This window comes from Actinophytocola oryzae (genome assembly GCF_004364325.1).
GTDB classification, from domain to species: domain Bacteria; phylum Actinomycetota; class Actinomycetes; order Mycobacteriales; family Pseudonocardiaceae; genus Actinophytocola; species Actinophytocola oryzae.
On the sequence record NZ_SOCP01000005.1, the window covers coordinates 308,743 to 325,205 of the forward strand.

15 protein-coding genes are annotated in these 16,463 nt (G+C 70.4%); 4 read left to right on the top strand and 11 right to left on the bottom strand.

Annotation, left to right across the window (positions count from 1 at the left end; genetic code table 11):
* Positions 1 to 26: 26 nt before the first annotated feature.
* Genes CLV71_RS16085 through CLV71_RS16100 form a run of 4 tightly spaced genes read right to left on the bottom strand, consistent with a single transcriptional unit; the run spans position 27 to position 4,129 of the window.
* Positions 27 to 1,115 (bottom strand): ABC transporter ATP-binding protein, encoded by a 1,089-nt coding sequence (locus CLV71_RS16085; protein WP_133903560.1) that lies wholly within the window; start codon positions 1,113 to 1,115, stop codon positions 27 to 29.
* Positions 1,108 to 1,986, bottom strand: a complete 879-nt coding sequence (locus tag CLV71_RS16090; RefSeq protein WP_133903561.1) for a carbohydrate ABC transporter permease — start codon at positions 1,984 to 1,986, stop codon at positions 1,108 to 1,110. Before CLV71_RS16090 ends, CLV71_RS16085 begins: the two co-directional genes overlap by 8 nt.
* On the bottom strand, positions 1,983 to 2,783 hold the full coding sequence (locus tag CLV71_RS16095; protein WP_243866498.1) for a carbohydrate ABC transporter permease: 801 nt from the start codon (positions 2,781 to 2,783) through the stop codon (positions 1,983 to 1,985). Before CLV71_RS16095 ends, CLV71_RS16090 begins: the two co-directional genes overlap by 4 nt.
* Positions 2,784 to 2,812: 29 nt before the next feature.
* The gene (locus tag CLV71_RS16100; protein ID WP_133903563.1) at positions 2,813 to 4,129 is read right to left on the bottom strand and encodes an ABC transporter substrate-binding protein; all 1,317 of its coding nucleotides are present in this window, start codon (positions 4,127 to 4,129) and stop codon (positions 2,813 to 2,815) included.
* Positions 4,130 to 4,361: 232 nt separating this feature from the next.
* Between CLV71_RS16100 and CLV71_RS16105 the strand changes: the two genes are divergently transcribed.
* The 3 genes from CLV71_RS16105 (at position 4,362) to CLV71_RS16115 (ending at position 6,945) form a co-directional block, all read left to right on the top strand.
* Positions 4,362 to 5,378: an ROK family protein gene (locus CLV71_RS16105; RefSeq protein ID WP_243866500.1), complete on the top strand. Its 1,017-nt coding sequence runs from the start codon at positions 4,362 to 4,364 to the stop codon at positions 5,376 to 5,378.
* Positions 5,379 to 5,450: 72 nt separating this feature from the next.
* Positions 5,451 to 6,026 (top strand): dihydrofolate reductase family protein, encoded by a 576-nt coding sequence (locus CLV71_RS16110; protein ID WP_133903565.1) that lies wholly within the window; start codon positions 5,451 to 5,453, stop codon positions 6,024 to 6,026.
* A gap of 7 nt (positions 6,027 to 6,033) precedes the next feature.
* A complete protein-coding gene (locus tag CLV71_RS16115; RefSeq protein WP_133903566.1) occupies positions 6,034 to 6,945 on the top strand; it encodes a sigma-70 family RNA polymerase sigma factor in 912 nt (303 codons plus the stop codon).
* Here CLV71_RS16115 and CLV71_RS16120 read toward each other — a convergent pair whose 3' ends face one another.
* Positions 6,946 to 7,944: an Ldh family oxidoreductase gene (locus CLV71_RS16120; RefSeq protein WP_133903567.1), complete on the bottom strand. Its 999-nt coding sequence runs from the start codon at positions 7,942 to 7,944 to the stop codon at positions 6,946 to 6,948. It lies immediately after the preceding gene.
* 95 nt (positions 7,945 to 8,039) lie between these two features.
* Here CLV71_RS16120 and CLV71_RS16125 point away from each other — a divergent pair, with 95 nt between their 5' ends.
* Complete coding sequence (locus CLV71_RS16125; RefSeq protein WP_133903568.1) at positions 8,040 to 9,242, top strand: cysteine desulfurase-like protein; 1,203 nt, start codon at positions 8,040 to 8,042, stop codon at positions 9,240 to 9,242.
* 122 nt (positions 9,243 to 9,364) lie between these two features.
* Here the strand turns inward: CLV71_RS16125 and mbp1 are convergent, their stop codons facing one another.
* The 6 genes from mbp1 to CLV71_RS16155 all read right to left on the bottom strand — a co-directional run bounded on the left by mbp1 (position 9,365) and on the right by CLV71_RS16155 (position 16,454).
* Positions 9,365 to 9,604: a microaggregate-binding protein 1 gene (mbp1, locus tag CLV71_RS16130; protein WP_133903569.1), complete on the bottom strand. Its 240-nt coding sequence runs from the start codon at positions 9,602 to 9,604 to the stop codon at positions 9,365 to 9,367.
* Positions 9,605 to 9,673: 69 nt separating this feature from the next.
* Positions 9,674 to 10,156 (bottom strand): DinB family protein, encoded by a 483-nt coding sequence (locus tag CLV71_RS16135; RefSeq protein ID WP_133903570.1) that lies wholly within the window; start codon positions 10,154 to 10,156, stop codon positions 9,674 to 9,676.
* Between the two features lie 39 nt (positions 10,157 to 10,195).
* Positions 10,196 to 10,687 carry a helix-turn-helix domain-containing protein gene (locus CLV71_RS16140; RefSeq protein WP_133903571.1) on the bottom strand — a complete coding sequence of 164 codons (492 nt, stop codon included), beginning with the start codon at positions 10,685 to 10,687 and terminating at the stop codon, positions 10,196 to 10,198.
* Positions 10,688 to 10,845: 158 nt separating this feature from the next.
* Entirely contained in the window at positions 10,846 to 12,894 is a 2,049-nt protein-coding gene (locus CLV71_RS16145; protein WP_133903572.1) for an LCP family protein, read from the bottom strand.
* A gap of 137 nt (positions 12,895 to 13,031) precedes the next feature.
* On the bottom strand, positions 13,032 to 15,107 hold the full coding sequence (locus CLV71_RS16150) for a phospholipase A2 (RefSeq protein WP_208297582.1): 2,076 nt from the start codon (positions 15,105 to 15,107) through the stop codon (positions 13,032 to 13,034).
* A 153-nt stretch (positions 15,108 to 15,260) separates the two neighbouring features.
* Entirely contained in the window at positions 15,261 to 16,454 is a 1,194-nt protein-coding gene (locus tag CLV71_RS16155; protein WP_133903574.1) for a GGDEF domain-containing protein, read from the bottom strand.
* Positions 16,455 to 16,463: the final 9 nt, after the last annotated feature.

A 16,463-nucleotide genomic window follows, 5' to 3' on the forward strand; every position in this document is an offset into this window, starting at 1 on the left:
CCGATGGTTCGCTCCGTGAACTCCGCTCACCTGACCTCCAGCAGCAACTGTGTTTCCGGGTCGTACCAGCGGGTCTGGGTCGGCGTCACCCTCAACTCGTCGCCGGGTGACGCCTGGAAACCTGGTGGCGCGGACACTTTCACCCGCTGTCCACTCAGCACGGTGGTCAGCAGCACCGACGAGCCGAGTGGCTCGTACACCTCCACCGTGCAGGTCAGGGCACCGTCGGACGGCTCGTCCGCGCCCAGCACCCGCAGCGACTCGGCCCGCACCCCGAGGTTCAGCGACCGGTCCCGGTACGACGACAGGGCCTCCGGCACCGGCACCCACTGGTCACCCAGCTCCAACGCCAGCCCGTGGCCGTTCGCGGACACCGTGCCGGACAGGAAGTTCATCGGCGGGCTGCCGAGGAAACCGCCGACGAACTCGGTCGCCGGGTTGTCGTAGACGTCCGTCGGGCTGTCGCATTGGGTCACGCGACCCTCCCTCATCACCGCGACGCGGTCGCCGAGCGACAGCGCCTCGACCTGGTCGTGGGTCACGTAGATCGTGGTCAGCCCCAGCTCGCCGACCAGCTTCTTCAGGTCGGCGCGGAACGACAGCCGCAGCAGGGCGTCCAGGTTGGACAGTGGCTCGTCCATCAGCAGGACGTCCGACTCCACCACGATCGCCCGCGCGACCGCGACGCGCTGGCGCTGCCCGCCGGAGAGCTTCGCCGGGTAGCGGTCCAGGTAGTCGGTCAGCTCCAGGATCTCCGCCGCCCACTCGACCTTGCGGCGGATCTCGTCGGCGGCCACGCCGCGGACCTTCAGGCCGAAGCCGATGTTGTCGCGGACCCTCTTGTGCGGGAACACCGCGTACGACTGGAACACCATGGACAGGTTGCGCCGCCTGGGCTCCAGGTACGTCACGTCCCGGCCGCCGATCACGACCTGGCCGGAGTCCGGCAACTCGAGGCCGGCGACGGCACGCAGCAACGTGGTCTTGCCGCAGCCGGACGGGCCGAGCAGCACCATGAACTCGCCGTCCGCGATGGACAGCGAGACGTCGTCGGTCGCCCTGGCCTTCGCGCCGGGGTAGGTCTTGACCAGTGAACGCAACTCGACCTCAGCCACGTGAACCCCACATGCTCAGCAGGTAACGACGCATCAGGAAGATGAACAGCAGCGCGGGTAGCACCAGCACCAGCCCGCCCGCGAACCGGTAGGACTGCGGCGAGTCGGCCAGCGCCACCAGCACCTGCGCGGGCAGCGTGCGGTGCCCGATCGTCAGCACGCCCGCACCGAGCACCTCGTTCCAGGACAGCACGAACGTGAACACCGCCGACGCCGCGAGGCCGGGGATCGCCAGCGGCAGCACGACCCGGCGGAAGGTCTCCGCCCTCGTGCAGCCGAACACGCGCGCGGCCTCCTCGAGATCCGTCGGCACGGCCACGAAGATGCTCGCCGTAATCAGCACCGTGGTCGGCATCGCCAGCGCGGTGTGCACCAGCGTGACGGCGGCGACCGTGTCGTAGAGGCCGCCACGCAGGAAGATCGTGGCCAGCGGCACGGACAGCACGACGATCGGCAGCGCACGCACCAGCAGCATGAACACCTGGTAGGTGTCGCGGCCCCGGAACGCGTGCCGGGCCAGCGCGTAACCCGCCGGGGCGCCGATCGCGAGCGACAGGACCACCGTGTACAGGCCGGTCAGCACCGAGTTGCCGAACGCGGGCAGCACCCCCGTGCTCGTCACGAACCCGCGGAGCGTGTCGAGCGTGAGGTCCGACGGGATGAAGGACTTCGGGAACTCGGCCAGCTCGTCCGGTGTGGACAGTGCGGCGAACGCGACGAGCACGATCGGCAGCACCATGAACAACGACACCAGCACGCACGCGACCTGGACGAGCGCCGCCCGGACACGTCTGCGGCGCAGCGGCGCCAGGTCGACCGGTGGCAGTGTCCGTTCCTCCGCGGGAGCGGACACGGGTTTGGTGGCCGTCATGCCCGCTCCCTCCGGAGTGCCCGTAGGTAACCGATGGACACGACCAGCGAGATCGCCAGCACCACCAGTGCCAGCGCGCTCGCCACCGACGCGTTCTGCAGGCTGACGTACCACTGGTACGTCTCGCCGACCAGCAGCGGGAAGTTCCGCCCGGTCAGCGCCTGCGCGACCGCGAAGACCTGGATCGCGAGGATCGTCCTGAGTATCAGCGCCACCTGGAGGCTCGGCCTGATCATCGGCAGCGTCACGTGCCACAACCGCTGCCACGCCGATGCGCCGAACACCTGCGCGGCCTCGTCGAAGTCACGCGGCACCATCTGCAGGCCCGCCACCAGGATCACGAACACCAGCGACGTCGCCCGCCACAGCTCCGCCACCACGACCGCGAACAGCATGCCCGCGCCGTTGTCGTAGTCGAGCCAGCCGACCCCGTCCGAGAGCCCCAGCCAGGACAGGAAGGAGTTGAGGTACCCGCGGTTCGAGAAGATCGACAGCCACACGAGACCGGCGGCCAGCTCGGACATCGCGAGCGGGATCGTCCACAGGTAGAAGTGCGTGCTCACGAGCCTCGGTCGCGCCTGCAGCAGCAACGCCATCCCCATGGCCAGCACGAACTGCACCGGCACCACGATCACCGTCAGCAGCAGCGTGTTCCGCAGCGCCCTGGCGAAGTACGGGTCGTCGAACATGCGTGACCAGCTGTCGAGCGTGAACATCCCGCCGGACCGGAACGCGGACAGGAACCCGGCCACCAGCGGCCACCCGAACAGCAGCAGCATGAAAACGATCGAGGGCAAGAGAAGTAACCAGGGTGTGCGCGTCCGCATCAGGCCACCTCACACGGCGAACCTGCCGGGTCCGGCGACCAGCAGGCGACGCCGATGTCGGTGAGCAGGCCGTTCATCACCCGCGACTGTGCGTCCAGGGTGTTCCGCACGTCGGCGCCGTCGAGGACGATCGACTGGAACGTGTCCTTGAAGACCTTGGTCACCTCGCCCTCACGGGTCCCGATCCCCACGGGCGGCAGGGCGACGAGCGCGTCCGGCGCCGTGCGCTGGCGCTCGATGGCGTCGGCCTCCATGGAGATCGCCGGCGTGAGGTCGCCGGGCAGGTCGACCCGGACCGTCGGGAAGAACGCGTTCTCGGTCAGCACCTCGAGCTGTGCGGCAGGCCGGGACAGCGCGGCGATCACCTTCCTGGCCACGTCCTCCTCCGGCGCCCCGCGTGGGATCCCCATGCCGGTCAGGATGACCATGTACCCCAGCCCCTTCGGCCCACGCGGCGACGGCGCCATGACCCACCGGTCAGGCTCGGCCGCCGGTGCGTTGATGAGCCGCGCGACGTGGTCCCAGCCGATCGTCGCCTCACCCGCCGCGAGCGGCTCCTGGACGAAGTCGTACGTGGTCGAGGTCGGCACGGTGTTGCGCCACAGCTCGCGGAAGTACTCCCAGGCCTCGACCGCGTCACGCGAGCGGTAGGTGGTGATCTGCCCACCCGTGAACGACGGCAGCAGGAAGCCCTGGGTGAACCGGTGCAGCAGGCCCTTCGGGCCGCCGGGCAGCGCGAGCACCGGCCGGTTCCCGTTGGCGCGGCGGGCGGCGGTCACCCAGTCGAGGAACTGGTCGTAGGTCAGTGCGTTGACGTCCGCGCCGGAGGGCAGGTGCTCCAGCGTCTCCTTGCGCGCGCAGATCACGTAGCTCGCCTGCGCCCACGGGACGTACCAGGTCCGCGACGTGCCCGCCCGCGCCAGCTCGAGGAACTCGGGAGGCCAGCCGAGGTCCCCGAGGCCGTCGAGCAGGTCCGTGAGGTCGGTCAGGTAGCCGTCGGCGAGCGGCGCGAGGTCGCCGTGCACACCGCCGAGCACCGACGCGCGGACCGAGCCCGCGTCCACCTGGGTGCGGATCTGCGTGGCGAACGGACCAGGGTCGGAGGTCACGTAGCTGACGTCGCCGTCGACCTGCGACCTGAGAATCCCCCGGAAACGCTCGGCCTCCTCGACGGGCGTGAACTGCGTCGAGAAGAATGTCGTGCCCGACCCGCCGGTCGTGGCGAACCCGGTCAGCGCATCGCAACCACCGAGCGCGCCCCCGACCGATGTCGCCAGCAGTCCGTGCAGGACGGACCGCCGAGAAACCGGTGCCACCGTGCACCTCCGTTAAGACTTATGTCTAATAGTTAGACAGAAGTGGCGCATACAAATTTAGGCTGGAGCCATGGCCGACGTCAACAGACCTTTACCAACCGGTGGCGCGGCGTCACCCGGAAATGTTGTCGCCGTGTTACGCGACGCGGGACCACTGACCCGTCAACAGCTGCAGACGCTGCTCGGGTTGTCACGCGCCACACTGGTCGAACGGTTGGACACTCTCCAACGAATGCGCATGGTGCGCACGGTCGGACACCACGCGTCGAGCGGCGGCCGGCGTGCCGCGCTGCTCGAGGCCGACCGGTCGAGCCGGGTCGCCGTCGTGGGGTGGCTCGGCGCGAGCCACGTGTCCATCGGCATCTCCGACCTGTCCGGAAAGGTCCTGGTCGACCACACCGAACGGCTCCCCCTCGGACACACGCCGTCACACGTGCTGCCGTGGCTGGTCGACATGGCCCGTCAGCAGCTGTCCGCCACGGGCCGGGGTGGCGACCTCGCCGCGGTCGGGCTCGCGGTGCCGGGGCAGATCGACCAGGCCACCGGCATCTCGATCATGCCGACGACGATGCCCGCGTGGCGTGACCAACCGCTCCGCGACACCCTGGCGGACGGGCTCGGCGTCGAGGTCCTGCTGGAGAACGACGCGAACGCGCTCGCGTACGGCGAGTACCTCGCGGCGGGCAGCAGGCAGTCGACCGTGCTCGGCGTGGCCGTCGGCACCGGCATCGGCGCGGGGGTGGTCATCGGCGGGCGCCCGCACCGCGGCGCGACGGGCTGTGCCGGCGAGATCGGCCACATCCGCATCGAGGACCGCGACGAGCGGTGCAGCTGCGGCCGGCGCGGGTGTGTGGCGGCCCTGGCCAGCGGAAAGGCGTTGGTCCGGCAGCTGCGGGGCGACGGCGTGCGCTCCCTGCCGGACGTGATCCGCCGCGTCGAGTCCGGTGCACCACAGGCCGTGGCCATGGCCACGGACGCGGGGCGCCTGGTCGGCACGGTCCTCGCGACCGTGGTGACGATCCTCAACCCGAACCTGGTCCGCGTCGGCGGGGAGATCGGTTCGCTCGCCCCGTTCCGGGCCGGGCTCGCGGAGACGCTGACACAGCAGGCCCACGAGGTCGCGGCGCAGGGCCTCGACGTCGGCCCCGCGGTGCTCGGCGAGCGGGCGCCGCTGGTCGGCATGGCAGGGCTGGCCGCCGAGGCGGTGTTCGACCCGGCCGCCATCGACCGGCTGGCGGCACGGCCCTGAGGGTTCGTCGATCCGCGTGCCGCCCGTTCGACGCGTGGGTGTCCGGAAGACCGAACCAACGGAGGAACCACGATGACCAGGGTCATTTCCGACATGTCCATGTCACTCGACGGGTACGTCAACGGGCCTGGCGACAGCCGGGTAAACCCGTGGGGCACGGGCGCCGAGGTGCTGCACGACTGGATCTTCGCGAAGAAGACCGACCGGGACGGGGAGATCCTCCAGGGACTGGTCGACCGGACCGGGGCGGTCATCATGGGCCGCAGGTCGTTCGACACGAACGAGGGCGACGGCGGCTGGGGCGACGGCGGCCCGGTCGGGGACACACCCGTCTTCGTGGTCACGCACGAGGTGCCGACGGGGTCCTACCCGTCCGTGTTCACCTTCGTCACCGACGGTGTCAGGAGTGCCATCGCGCAGGCCAAGGCCGTCGCGGGCGACAAGAACGTCCACCTGCACGGGGCGACCACAGCACAGCAGGCACTCGCGCTGGGGCTGCTCGACGAGATCAACGTCCACATCGTCCCCGTCCTGCTCGACGGCGGCATCCGCCTGTTCGAGCACCTCGGCGGCCAGTACACGTTGGAGCGTCTGCACGCCGAGACCACCCCGGGAGCCACCCATCTGCGCTTCCGCGTGGTTCGATAGCGGTGTCATGGATGTTCTGAGCCCGTACCGCCGCGAGCTGCTCGGCCACTGCTACCGCATGCTGGGCTCGGTTCACGACGCAGAGGACCTGGTCCAGGAGACGATGCTGCGTGCGTGGCGGGCCTACGACCGCTTCGAGGGCCGTTCCACGCTCCGCACCTGGCTGTACCGGATCGCGACGACCCAGTGCCTGACCGCGCTGGAGAGCCGGGGCCGGCGGCCACTGCCCGCCGGTCTCGGCGGTCCGAGCGACACGGGCGGTCTGCCGCTCGAGTCCCGTGAGGACATGCCGTGGTTCGAGCCGGTCCCGACCGGGTCCGACGATCCCGCGGCGATCGTGACCTCGCGGGAGAGCACCCGGCTCGCGTTCGTCGCCGCACTGCAGTACCTGCCGCCGAGGCAGCGGGCCGTGCTGATCCTGCGGGACGTGCTGGCGTGGCGGGCGGCGGAGGTCGCCGACCTGCTCGACACGACGGTCGCCGCGGTCAACTCCGCGTTGCAGCGGGCCCGCGAGCGGCTCAACGAGGTCGCACCGACCCTCGAGGACGTCGAGGAACCGACCACCGAGGACAAGCGGGCACTGCTGGCGGGCTATGTCGCCGCGTTCGAACGCAAGGACGTCGACGCGATCGTGGCTCTGCTCGCCGAGGACGCGGTGTGGGAGATGCCGCCGTTCACGACGTGGTTCCGCGGCCGCGAGCAGGTGGCACGGCACCTGGCGCACCAGTGTCCCGGCGGGCCGGGCGACTTCGACTTCGTCCACACGGAGGCGAACGGCGAGCCCGCGCTCGGCATGTACCTGTGGGGCAAGCCGTTCTGCGTCCAGACGTTCACCGCGCGTGGCGCCCTGTACACACACGTGGTCTCGTTCTTCGACAACCGGCTGTTCGGCACCTTCGGCCTGCCGCCCGCCCGCTGATCACACCTCGGCGAGGGCGTTCAGCTCGCGCCAGGTCGTGTCGGGGACGGGCACGCCGGTGCGCAGCCGCTCGGCACGCGACCGCTCCTCCGGCTCACCCGGCACGAGCACCTCGTCGTGCCCGTCCGCGGTGTTCGTCGCGGCGAGGTGGCGGCAGAACTCCTCGGCGTGCGCGCGGAACTCGTCGGGCGGCTGGAACGCGTCGATGGCGAACGCGAGCAGCACGGTGCCGAAGTCACCCGAGTAGCCGGGCATGCTGGAGATGCCGACGCCGCCGAGCAGGCCGCCGACCAGCTCCACGAGCACGGACAGGCCGTAGCCCTTGTGGGCGCCGACCGGCAGCAGCATGCCGCCCGCGTAGAAGTCGTTGGGGTTGGTGGACATCCGGCCCTCGGCGTCCCGGATGAGCCCCTCCGCGACGGGCTCGCCCCGCTCGCGGGCGTGACCGAGCTTGCCCTCCGCGACGACCGAGCTGGCCCAGTCCATGACGATCGGGGGTCGGCCCCGCGCCCTCGGCGCCGCCCAGGCGAGCGGGTTGGTGCCGAGGCGCCGCTCGCGACCGCCGTGGGGCGCGACCGCGGGGTGCGTGTTGCCGAACGCGATGGCGACGAGGTCCCGCTCGGCCAGCGCGGCGACGTACTCGCCGACGCGGCCGATGTGGTTGCACTCGCGGATGACCGCGACCCCCGAGCCGGTGTCCATGTCCTGGAGCGCCCGCACCGCCCGACCCGCGGAGAGCCGGCCGAACGCCCGCTTCCCGTGCACCACGACGGCACCCGGCCGCACGTGCTCGACCTCGGGCGTCGCGGTGGGGTCGATCCGTCCGTCGTGGACCTCGGCGACGTAGCGGACCAGCCGCCGCACGCCGTGGGAGTCATGGCCCATGAGGTTGGTCTCCACGAGCGAGCCGGCGACCACTCCCGCCTGCTCGGGCGGTGTCCCCGCGGTGACGAGGATCCGGGTGGCGAGGTCGAGCAGCTCATCGGCCGGTACCAGCATGCGTCCCACCTTCGGCGCCGTCGCGAGACAGGCCACCTCGCCCGCCTGCTGCCTAATGTAGGTGGGGAACGACGTCGACGGTCGGAGGTTCCCGGATGAACTACAACGTGGCCGCGGTGCGGGCGCACTTCCCGGCGCTGGCGGAAGGTGCCGCGCACTTCGACGGGCCGGGCGGGTCGCAGTCGCCGACGCAGGTGGCCGACGCGGTGGCAGGCGTGCTGACCTCGGCCGTCGCCAACAAGGGCGTCATGACCACGGCCGAACGGCGCGCGACCGACATCGTCGACGCGGCGCGTGCCGCGGCAGCGGACCTGGTCGGCGGCGACCCGGCGGGGATCGTGTTCGGCCGCAGCATGACGCAGCTGACCTACGACTTCGCCCGCACGCTCGCCAAGTCCTGGGGCCCCGGCGACGAGATCGTCGTGACCCGCCTCGACCACGACTCGAACGTGCGTCCGTGGGTGCAGGCGGCGACCGCGGTGGGCGCGACCGTGCGGTTCGCCTCGTTCGACCCCGCGACCTGCGTGCTGACCCCCGACGACGTGGCACAGGTCGTGTCGGCACGCACCCGTCTCGTGGCGCTGACCGCCGCGTCGAACCTGCTGGGCAGCCGGCCGGACGTGGCGACCGTGGCGGCGACCGCGCACGAGGCGGGGGCGCTCGTCTACGTCGACGGCGTGCACCTGACGCCGCACGCTTTCGTGGACATGGCGGCACTGGGCGCGGACTTCTACGCGTGTTCTCCGTACAAGTTCCTCGGGCCGCACCTCGGCATGCTGGCCGCGTCGCCGGCATTGCTGGAGGAGCTGCACCCGGACAAGCTCATGCCGTCGTCCGACGTCGTGCCGGAGCGGTTCGAGTTCGGCACGCTGCCCTACGAGTCGCTCGCGGGCACCACGGCGGCCATCGACTTCCTCGCCGACCTCGTCCCCGGGACGGGCTCCCGCCGCCTGCGGCTGGCCGCGTCGGTCGAGGCGCTCGAGCAGCACGAGTCGGTGCTGCTGGCCCAGCTGGAGAACGGCCTCGCGGAGGTGCCTGGCGTGAACCGCTTCGGTGACCCGGACCGGCCTCGCACGCCGACCGTGCTGTTCACGGTGGACGGCGTCGCGCCTGCAGAGGTGTACCGCGCGCTCGGCCAGCGGGGTGTGAACGCACCCGCCGGCACCTTCTACGCCTACGAATGTGCCCGCGTCCTGGGGATCGAGGACACGGGCGCCGTCCGCGCCGGCATCGCGCCGTACACGGACAAGTCCGACGTGGACCGCCTGCTCGAGGGCGTGGCGGCCATCGCGGGTTGATCGGGGGTCCTGAACGTCATTCGCGGCGCCGGGACTTCATGTCACCGGCGCCGCGAGTATGACGCGTTCATGAGCCTGGTCCGCCCCGGACATGCCCGGCCGGGCGTGCGGACAGGCCGGACTCACTTGTCCTGGTGGGACCGTTCACGCGCCTCATGGACATCCGCTTCGGTCCTGGCCCGGTCCGCGGCGGCCTCCTTCTCGGCGACCTCGCGCTGTGCCGCGGCCTTGTCCTGCTGGGCCTGGCCTTCACGAACCTTCGAGTCGTCACCGGCGACGGCGCCTACCGCTTCCTTGAGCCGTCCCTTGACATCCTCGACGACGCCCTTGACGCCCTCGGCAGGGCCACTCCTGTCGGACATCCTGTTCGCCCTCCTCGGGATCTGAGATCGGTACGAGGGTCGGTTACCCGGGGGTTCCCCCTGGAAACATCACGACGCGTCGAGCTGTTCGCGCAGGATGTCCAGGTGGCCGGCGTGGCGCGCGGTCTCCTCGATGAGGTGGACGTAGAGCCACCGGACGGACACCTCGCCCAGAGCGCGGTGGGGCACCACGTCGTCGAGCGAGTAGCCGGCGGCCGCCTCCCGCGAGCGGGCGCACGCGGCCCGGTACTCCGCGACGAGCGACGCACCGGTGTCCTCGGGCTGGACGGTGAACTCCCAGTCCCGGGGATGCGTGCGCCGGGAGTCGTCCGAACGCTCGCCGAGCAGCTGGTGGAACCAGCCGGTCTCCACCCAGCGCAGGTGCTTGACCAGCGAGCCGACGGTCGTGAGCGACGGCACGAGCCTGCGCCGGATCGCTTCCTCGGACAGTCCGTCGATCTTCGCCACGACGCTGTCGCGCTGGACGTCCAGCCACGTCTCGAGCATCGGCCGCTCGGCGGCGGCCGACACGGCGTCCTCAGGTGCAACCATGGCCAGGAGGCTAACCCGGAGCACCGACAGTCGGCCCGGTCACTCGACCGGTTCTGCCACCCCGGAGATGGCACGCAGGCGGCCGATCAGCTCCACCGTCTCCAGCCCGCAGAGTTCGGCCATCCGTTCCAGCGCGGTGATGTCGAGGTTCACCTCGGCGGGGTGCTGCCCGCCGTTGGCCTCCGCCAGCTTGCCCGTCGCCCAGCGGCGCAGCGGGAGCAGCTCTGGCTGCAGGTCCTGGACGACCTTGCGCAGGTCCACGCGAATGCGGCCGACGGGCGAGTCGCTGAACACGCGCTGGTGCACGCGGGCCATCAGCTCGTGTGGCACCTCGTCGAGCGCGAGGCAGATCTCCACGAGCCGCACGACCGAGCACTGTCTCGTGCCGAGCTCGTAGGTGGCGAGGGTCTGCAGGGAGATGTCGCTCTGCAACCGGCGGTTCAGGTCACGCCGCGTCCACCCCCGCTGCTTGCGCAGGCGCCGCAGCTCGTCACCAAGAACGCGTTGGTAAGTCGCTGTGTCCAGCAGCACGTTCGGCCCCTCTCCTCGTGGCACCCGGTCCCCAGACCGGGACACCGACATAAGAGGAAGTGGCTAAGTGCGGAGTGATTACGCGGGTTTTCAGACTTTGCTTTCGCAAGTAGCCCGTTCGGGTGACAGAGATGGGACGGACGGCACTTTTCGTTACGTCAGTTGATACAGCCGGACTGGTCCGGTCCCGGTGCGGCCGGCTGCGCGGCCCTGGCACCGGACAGGTTCAGCACCGGCCTGCCCGTGAGGCCGTCGCCGCTCGAGGCGCCACCGTCCGAACCGGACGCGCCGGGGCCGCCGTAGTCCCCGCCGAGCAGCACGGTGACCGATCCAGGGGGCAGGTTGGCATCCTCTTCGACCTGCATGTTTCCACCCAACGCGCCGGCCACCCGGTTACCGCTGTCCTGCTCGCCGGTCGCGTACCGGACCACGGTCGACTGGCGGGAGGCGGCGTTGCCGACGTCCCCCTGCTTGAACCCCTTCGCGGCCAGTGCGTCGGCCACGGAACCGGCGAGACCACTCAACCCGGTCGCGTTACGCACATTCACCGTGATCTTCTCGTTGCCCGAGGCGTCGTCCTGGCCTGCGGGCTCCTTCGGGTCCTTCGTGTCCTTCTTGCCCTTGTCCTTGGTGCCGAGCAGGCTGGACACGAAGTCCTTGACCGCGGTCGGGTCGATCTCGATCGCCGAGCCGTCGCTTTCGGTCTTCAGGTCGATCGTCCCGTGGGGAATGGTCTGGAAACCGACCTTACCGCCCGTGATGCCCATCATCTGCTGGGCGAACTGCATGACGTTCCAGCCCTTGTCGAGCACGACCGACTTCTGGATCGCGGCCTGCAGGGCGTCCAGCGTGTCCGAACCGGGCGTCAGCATGTCCCCGGAGAACACCTTCTTGGCCATGCCCGACATGAACGTCTGCTGCCGCTGGATGCGGTCCAGGTCGCCGTTGGGCAGTCCGTGGCGCTGGCGGACGAACGCGAGCGCCTGCGTGCCCGCGAGCGTCTGCGGACCAGCCGGGAAGTTCGCTCCCGAGTACCTGTCCTTGACCGCCGCCTTGAGACAGACGTCGATGCCGCCGATGGCGTTCGTGATGTCGTAGAACCCGAGCAGGTTGACCTCGGCGTAGTGGTCGATCGTGGCGCCCGTCAGGTCCTGCATGGTCGCGATCAGGTTCTTCGCGCCCTCCTGGTTGGACCGGACCTGCAGCTCCGCCTCGTCGGTGACGCCGTCGTTCTTCAGCTGCTTGTACGCGTCGTTCTTCGCCCGGAGGTAGGCTGAGTTGATCTTGTGCTGGCCGTAGCCCGGGATGTCCACGTAGGAGTCGCGCGGTACCGAGATGCCGACCACGGGACTGCCGTCGTTCGGGATGCGGATGAGGATCAGCGTGTCGGTGTTCAGCTCGCCGTTGGACACACCCGCGCTCAGCATCGCGAGCTGTTCCTTGGACAGCGGGTGGCCCTGCGCGTCGGTGCGGCTGTCCATGCCGACCATCAGGATGTCGTTCGCGCCGTCGGCCGGCTTCTCCACCGGCGGTGCGTCGATGACGTCCGCGGTGGTCAGGCTGTCGGTGAAGCTGTCGATGCGGTTCGCGTAGTAGCCCGTGCCGATCAGCACCACCGCCGAGAGCGCCGCGACCGCGACCTTGCCACCGACCACGCCGGGGCGCGACGGCCGTCGCGCGGGTGCCGCGGTCTCGGGATGCGGCTGCCACCGGGCGTCGGACGTGCGCGGCGTGGGCCGCCCGCGCGGACTCGGCCGCTCCGCACCGAGCCGCTCCGGGCTGTTCCGGTCCAAGCCGCTCCGATCCGAGCCGTTCCGGTCCGCGTCGTGGCGATCCGAGGCGGACCGAGGTGTCCCCGGCCGAGCCGCGCCGTTCCGGTCGGCAGCCTTGCGGTCGACGCCGTTGCGGTCGGCACCGCGCCGGTCGGCACCGCGTCGTTCCGGTACGCGCTCGTCCGAGCCGCGGCGTTCCTGGGCGAGCCGGTCCCTGGCCCGGCTGTCAGAGCCGGTGCTGTGGCGGTCTCTGTCGGGGATGGGGCGTCCGTGGCGGTCTCTCGCGCGGTCGCCGCGTTGGCGGTCCTGGCCCGCACCGGCGCGGCCGACAACCCGGCCGGCGTTGGCCGGCGGTACCCGCCCACCAGCACGCGGCGCCTGCGACCGACCACGTTCCCCGCCTGGCTCGTCCGACCTGGACGACCGATAGTCCACCCCGACTCCCTCCCGCTCCTCCCGCGCGAAGAACACCCACCAGTAGCTAGAGACGTCCCCAAGCCCCGCTTGGTTGTCTCACAGGGTGGCATACATCGCGGAGTGTGAATGAACCGGCGCGGGGATCTCACCTCCCGTCAGCGGCCCGCGGTCACAGCTCGTGGAGTACTTGTGCGGGTCAGCGCGGGCATGCACGCGATGGAGACCACGAGCGCGACGGCCATCGTCACGCTGTGTACCACCGTGCCGGCGCCGCTGACCGTCGTCAGCATGGGCGGCACGCACGCGATCGCGGTCACCAGCCACGGCCCCGGTCGCTTGCACGTGTGCAGGTGGACACAGTGCACGAGGTACCAGCCCAGCAGCAGGTGGATCAGGTTGGCCATGGGGTCGATGGGAAGGCCGAGCACGCTCGCCGCGTCGCTCCACCCCGACAGCCCGGCCACCGCGAAACCCACCACGCCGAGCCCGCCGTACGCGACCCCCAGGATCGCGGCCAGCGTGTCCGTCCAGTGCCTTCGGCGCAGGGGCTCCGGCAGTGACTCCAGCGACGACTCGGGCGGCTCCGGCGTGCGCCGCTCGAACCACAGGAACGCCAGCAGCGTCGGCAGCGCGATCAACCCCAACGCGAAGATCGTCCTCGGCTCGGTCAGCCAGCCGACGCCACCCGCCACGCCGAGCAGTCCCTCGAGGACGAGCATCGCGCTCAGGTAGACCAGGTAGACCGTCATGGGCGCTGCCCGGACCAGGCCGAGCGTGCGTGCGGGCGCACTGTTCACCAGCCTGTTCAGGCCACGCTCCCGAGGCAGCGCCAGCAACGCGACCTGCACGATCCCGATCAGCAACACCCCACCGAGCGACGGCGCGAACGCTGCGTACCCGGTCGGCTCGGCGAGCTGCAGCTTCGGCTGCACCCCGGCCGTCGTGAGCAGGGCCAGCCCGGCGAACGCGGCGACCGCGATCCCGACCAGCACGCCGCGCGGCACCCGCCACAGCGTGCCGTCGACGTAGTGGAACGCCAGCTGCGCGAACAGCAGCGCCACCAGCACCCCACCCGCGTGCGCGGCGATGGCGCCACCGGCGAAGCTCAACCCCACCACCCCGGCCGTCAGCACGAGCGGGGTGAGCCTGGGTAAGTCTCTGTGCAGCCGGTGCATGACCGGGGTGACGGCCACGACCAGCAGATAGAGCCCGAGCAACCACAGCGGCTGGACGATGAGCCTGCTGAACGCCGCCACCGCGCTCGGCTGCGCCTGGAGCATCTCCAGCGACAGCGGGATGACCAGCCAGGCGATCACGAACGCAAGGACCGGACGGATCAGCCAGCCCACCCGGCTCACGAGGAACGTGACGTAGTGCCCCTCCATCGCGCGCCACGCGAGCAGGTTGGAGTGCCCTCCGGCCAGGAAGAACAGCGGGACCAGCTGGAGCAGCCACGTGAACGGCCACGTCCAGGCAGGCTCCATGTCGTCCCGCATGGCGAACGCCAGCAGGGACTCACCGAGCACGATGCCGGTCAGGCTGAGTATGCGCAGGTAGCTCATGCTGTGTGCCTGCGCCTGCTCGGTCTCGTTCAGCACCGGTCTCGGCACCGGCTTGGGCGTGGCGGCCCGGATGTCACGCCGTGCGATGCCCGGCGCACGCGCCACGATCAGCACCATGATCACGATCATGGCGATCGACCACGGACCGACCGGCTCGTTGCGTGGCGGTCCCCACCGCTGGTGCCACGAGTTGACGACCAGGCCCGCGGTGTAGATGTCCGCGACGACCTCGCACGCCTTGGCCGAGCCACGCGGGTTGTAGTGGCACTGCGCGTGCATGTCCTGGGACAGCCGGTCGTCCAGCCGCTCACGCATGTCCGGCGACAGTGGCTGGCCCTTGGCGGCCGCGTATCTCAACAGGTCGTAGCCGAGGTCGTGGGCCTTGCAGCCGACGCTGTAGTCCCAGCGTGTGGCCCCCCACGGTGACGAGCAGCCCCCGCCAGGATGGACGGCACGCACGGTGCCGTCCGGTGCTCTCATGTGCACCGGTTCACGCCCACTGATCTTCGTGAAGTCCTTGGGCAGGTCCCTGATCGGATCCCGCCCGGACCTGGGATCGAGCTGGTCCTCGATCGCCCGCTCCGCCTTCGCGACGTCCCCCGTCGGCGGCCGGGACTGCGGCGGGTCAGGCCGCGAGGCGATGACCGCGAACGCCGCCGCAGCCAGCACGATCCCCACTAGAGCGCTGAACCGGGGCAACCGTCCTGGTTTCCCCATGGCTCCGAAGGCTACCCGGCGAGATCACGACGGCCATCCGGCGCAACCCTGATCTTTGCTGTCATACCCAGGGGTGACATCGGGGTCGCGGGTGGCTCCAGGGGGTTACAGCGTGGCCAGGCGAACCTGGTTGCGGCCGCCTTCCTTGGCCTCGTACACCGCCGCGTCGGCGGCCTGCAGCAGCTGGTCGAGCGCGGACGCGTGCTCCGGGTAGACGGCGACGCCGATGGAGGTCGTGCGCTCGGAGATCGCGACCGGGCCGCCGCGCTTGTCGGTGGTCGGGACGTGCAGCTCCGAGATGGTCTGGCGGATCCGCTCGCCCGCCGCCTCCGCCTCCGTCGAGTCGGCGTCGGGGAGCAGCAGGACGAACTCCTCGCCGCCGAACCGGCCGATCACGTCACTCGGGCGCGTCGCGCTGCGCAACGCGTGTGCCACGTACTCGAGCACGTCGTCACCCGCCGGGTGTCCCCAGGTGTCGTTGATGTTCTTGAAGTGGTCGAGGTCGACCATCAGCAGCGCGCACGGCTGCTCGTCGCGGTTGGCCCTGTTCATCTCGCGCTCGGCGACCTCGCGCCAGCCGCGCATGTTCAGCAGGCCGGTCTTCGGGTCGGTGCGGACGTCCTCCTGCAGTTGTCTGACCTCCGCGATGCGGTTGGCGATGACGCCGACCGCGACCATGATCACGAGCGCGGCGGGGACGTTGACCAGCAGGATCGCCGCCACCGTCCCGAGTGCGATGGTGACGACCTCCAGCTCGTTGTCCTCGCGCGTGCCGAGGACGGAACGCAGCGTCGGGCGTGTCGTGGACAGCAGGATCGCGCCCGCGCCGATGACGGCAGCCTGCGACGCGAAGTACACGAGCCCGCCGAGCAGCAGGACGCCGAGCGCGGTGAACGACTGGCCGACGTCGAGCCGTGACCAGTCGTTCGCGCCGAAGCTCGTCACCGTCTGGTGCGTGGCGACGGCGGCGAGCAGCACGCTCGACGTGGAGAACGTGAACCGGTACAGCGGCCTGCGAGCGACGAACCAACGCTGCGTCCTGGAGAGGATGATGGCCAGCAGTGCCAGGTGAATCGGCAGCACCACGACGCCTGCGAAGGACCAGATGCCCACGAGGTCGATCTGGACCGTGTGTTTCCTGCTGCGCCTGCGTTCCTCCTGCCGCCGTGACAGTTGCAAGTGGACTGTCGCACAGATGGCGAGCATCGCGAAGCGGAACCAGTCCGACCGGATCGGCCCCGGCGCGGTCACCGTCGCGAACACGATGAACCCGACCGCCAGCAGGTCGCAGAACAGCATGTACGCGAT

What these genes read in the sequence shown, in the direction of transcription:
- CLV71_RS16105 (WP_243866500.1), top strand. Translation starts at nt 4,362, where the DNA reads ATGCGCATGGTGCGCACGGTCGGACACCACGCGTCGAGCGGCGGCCGG.
- CLV71_RS16110 (WP_133903565.1), top strand. Translation starts at nt 5,451, where the DNA reads ATGACCAGGGTCATTTCCGACATGTCCATGTCACTCGACGGGTACGTC.
- CLV71_RS16120 (WP_133903567.1), bottom strand. Translation starts at nt 7,944, where the DNA reads ATGCTGGTACCGGCCGATGAGCTGCTCGACCTCGCCACCCGGATCCTC.
- CLV71_RS16090 (WP_133903561.1), bottom strand. Translation starts at nt 1,986, where the DNA reads ATGACGGCCACCAAACCCGTGTCCGCTCCCGCGGAGGAACGGACACTG.
- mbp1 (WP_133903569.1), bottom strand. Translation starts at nt 9,604, where the DNA reads ATGTCCGACAGGAGTGGCCCTGCCGAGGGCGTCAAGGGCGTCGTCGAG.
- CLV71_RS16125 (WP_133903568.1), top strand. Translation starts at nt 8,040, where the DNA reads ATGAACTACAACGTGGCCGCGGTGCGGGCGCACTTCCCGGCGCTGGCG.
- CLV71_RS16115 (WP_133903566.1), top strand. Translation starts at nt 6,034, where the DNA reads ATGGATGTTCTGAGCCCGTACCGCCGCGAGCTGCTCGGCCACTGCTAC.
- CLV71_RS16155 (WP_133903574.1), bottom strand. Translation starts at nt 16,454, where the DNA reads ATGCTGTTCTGCGACCTGCTGGCGGTCGGGTTCATCGTGTTCGCGACG.
- CLV71_RS16135 (WP_133903570.1), bottom strand. Translation starts at nt 10,156, where the DNA reads ATGGTTGCACCTGAGGACGCCGTGTCGGCCGCCGCCGAGCGGCCGATG.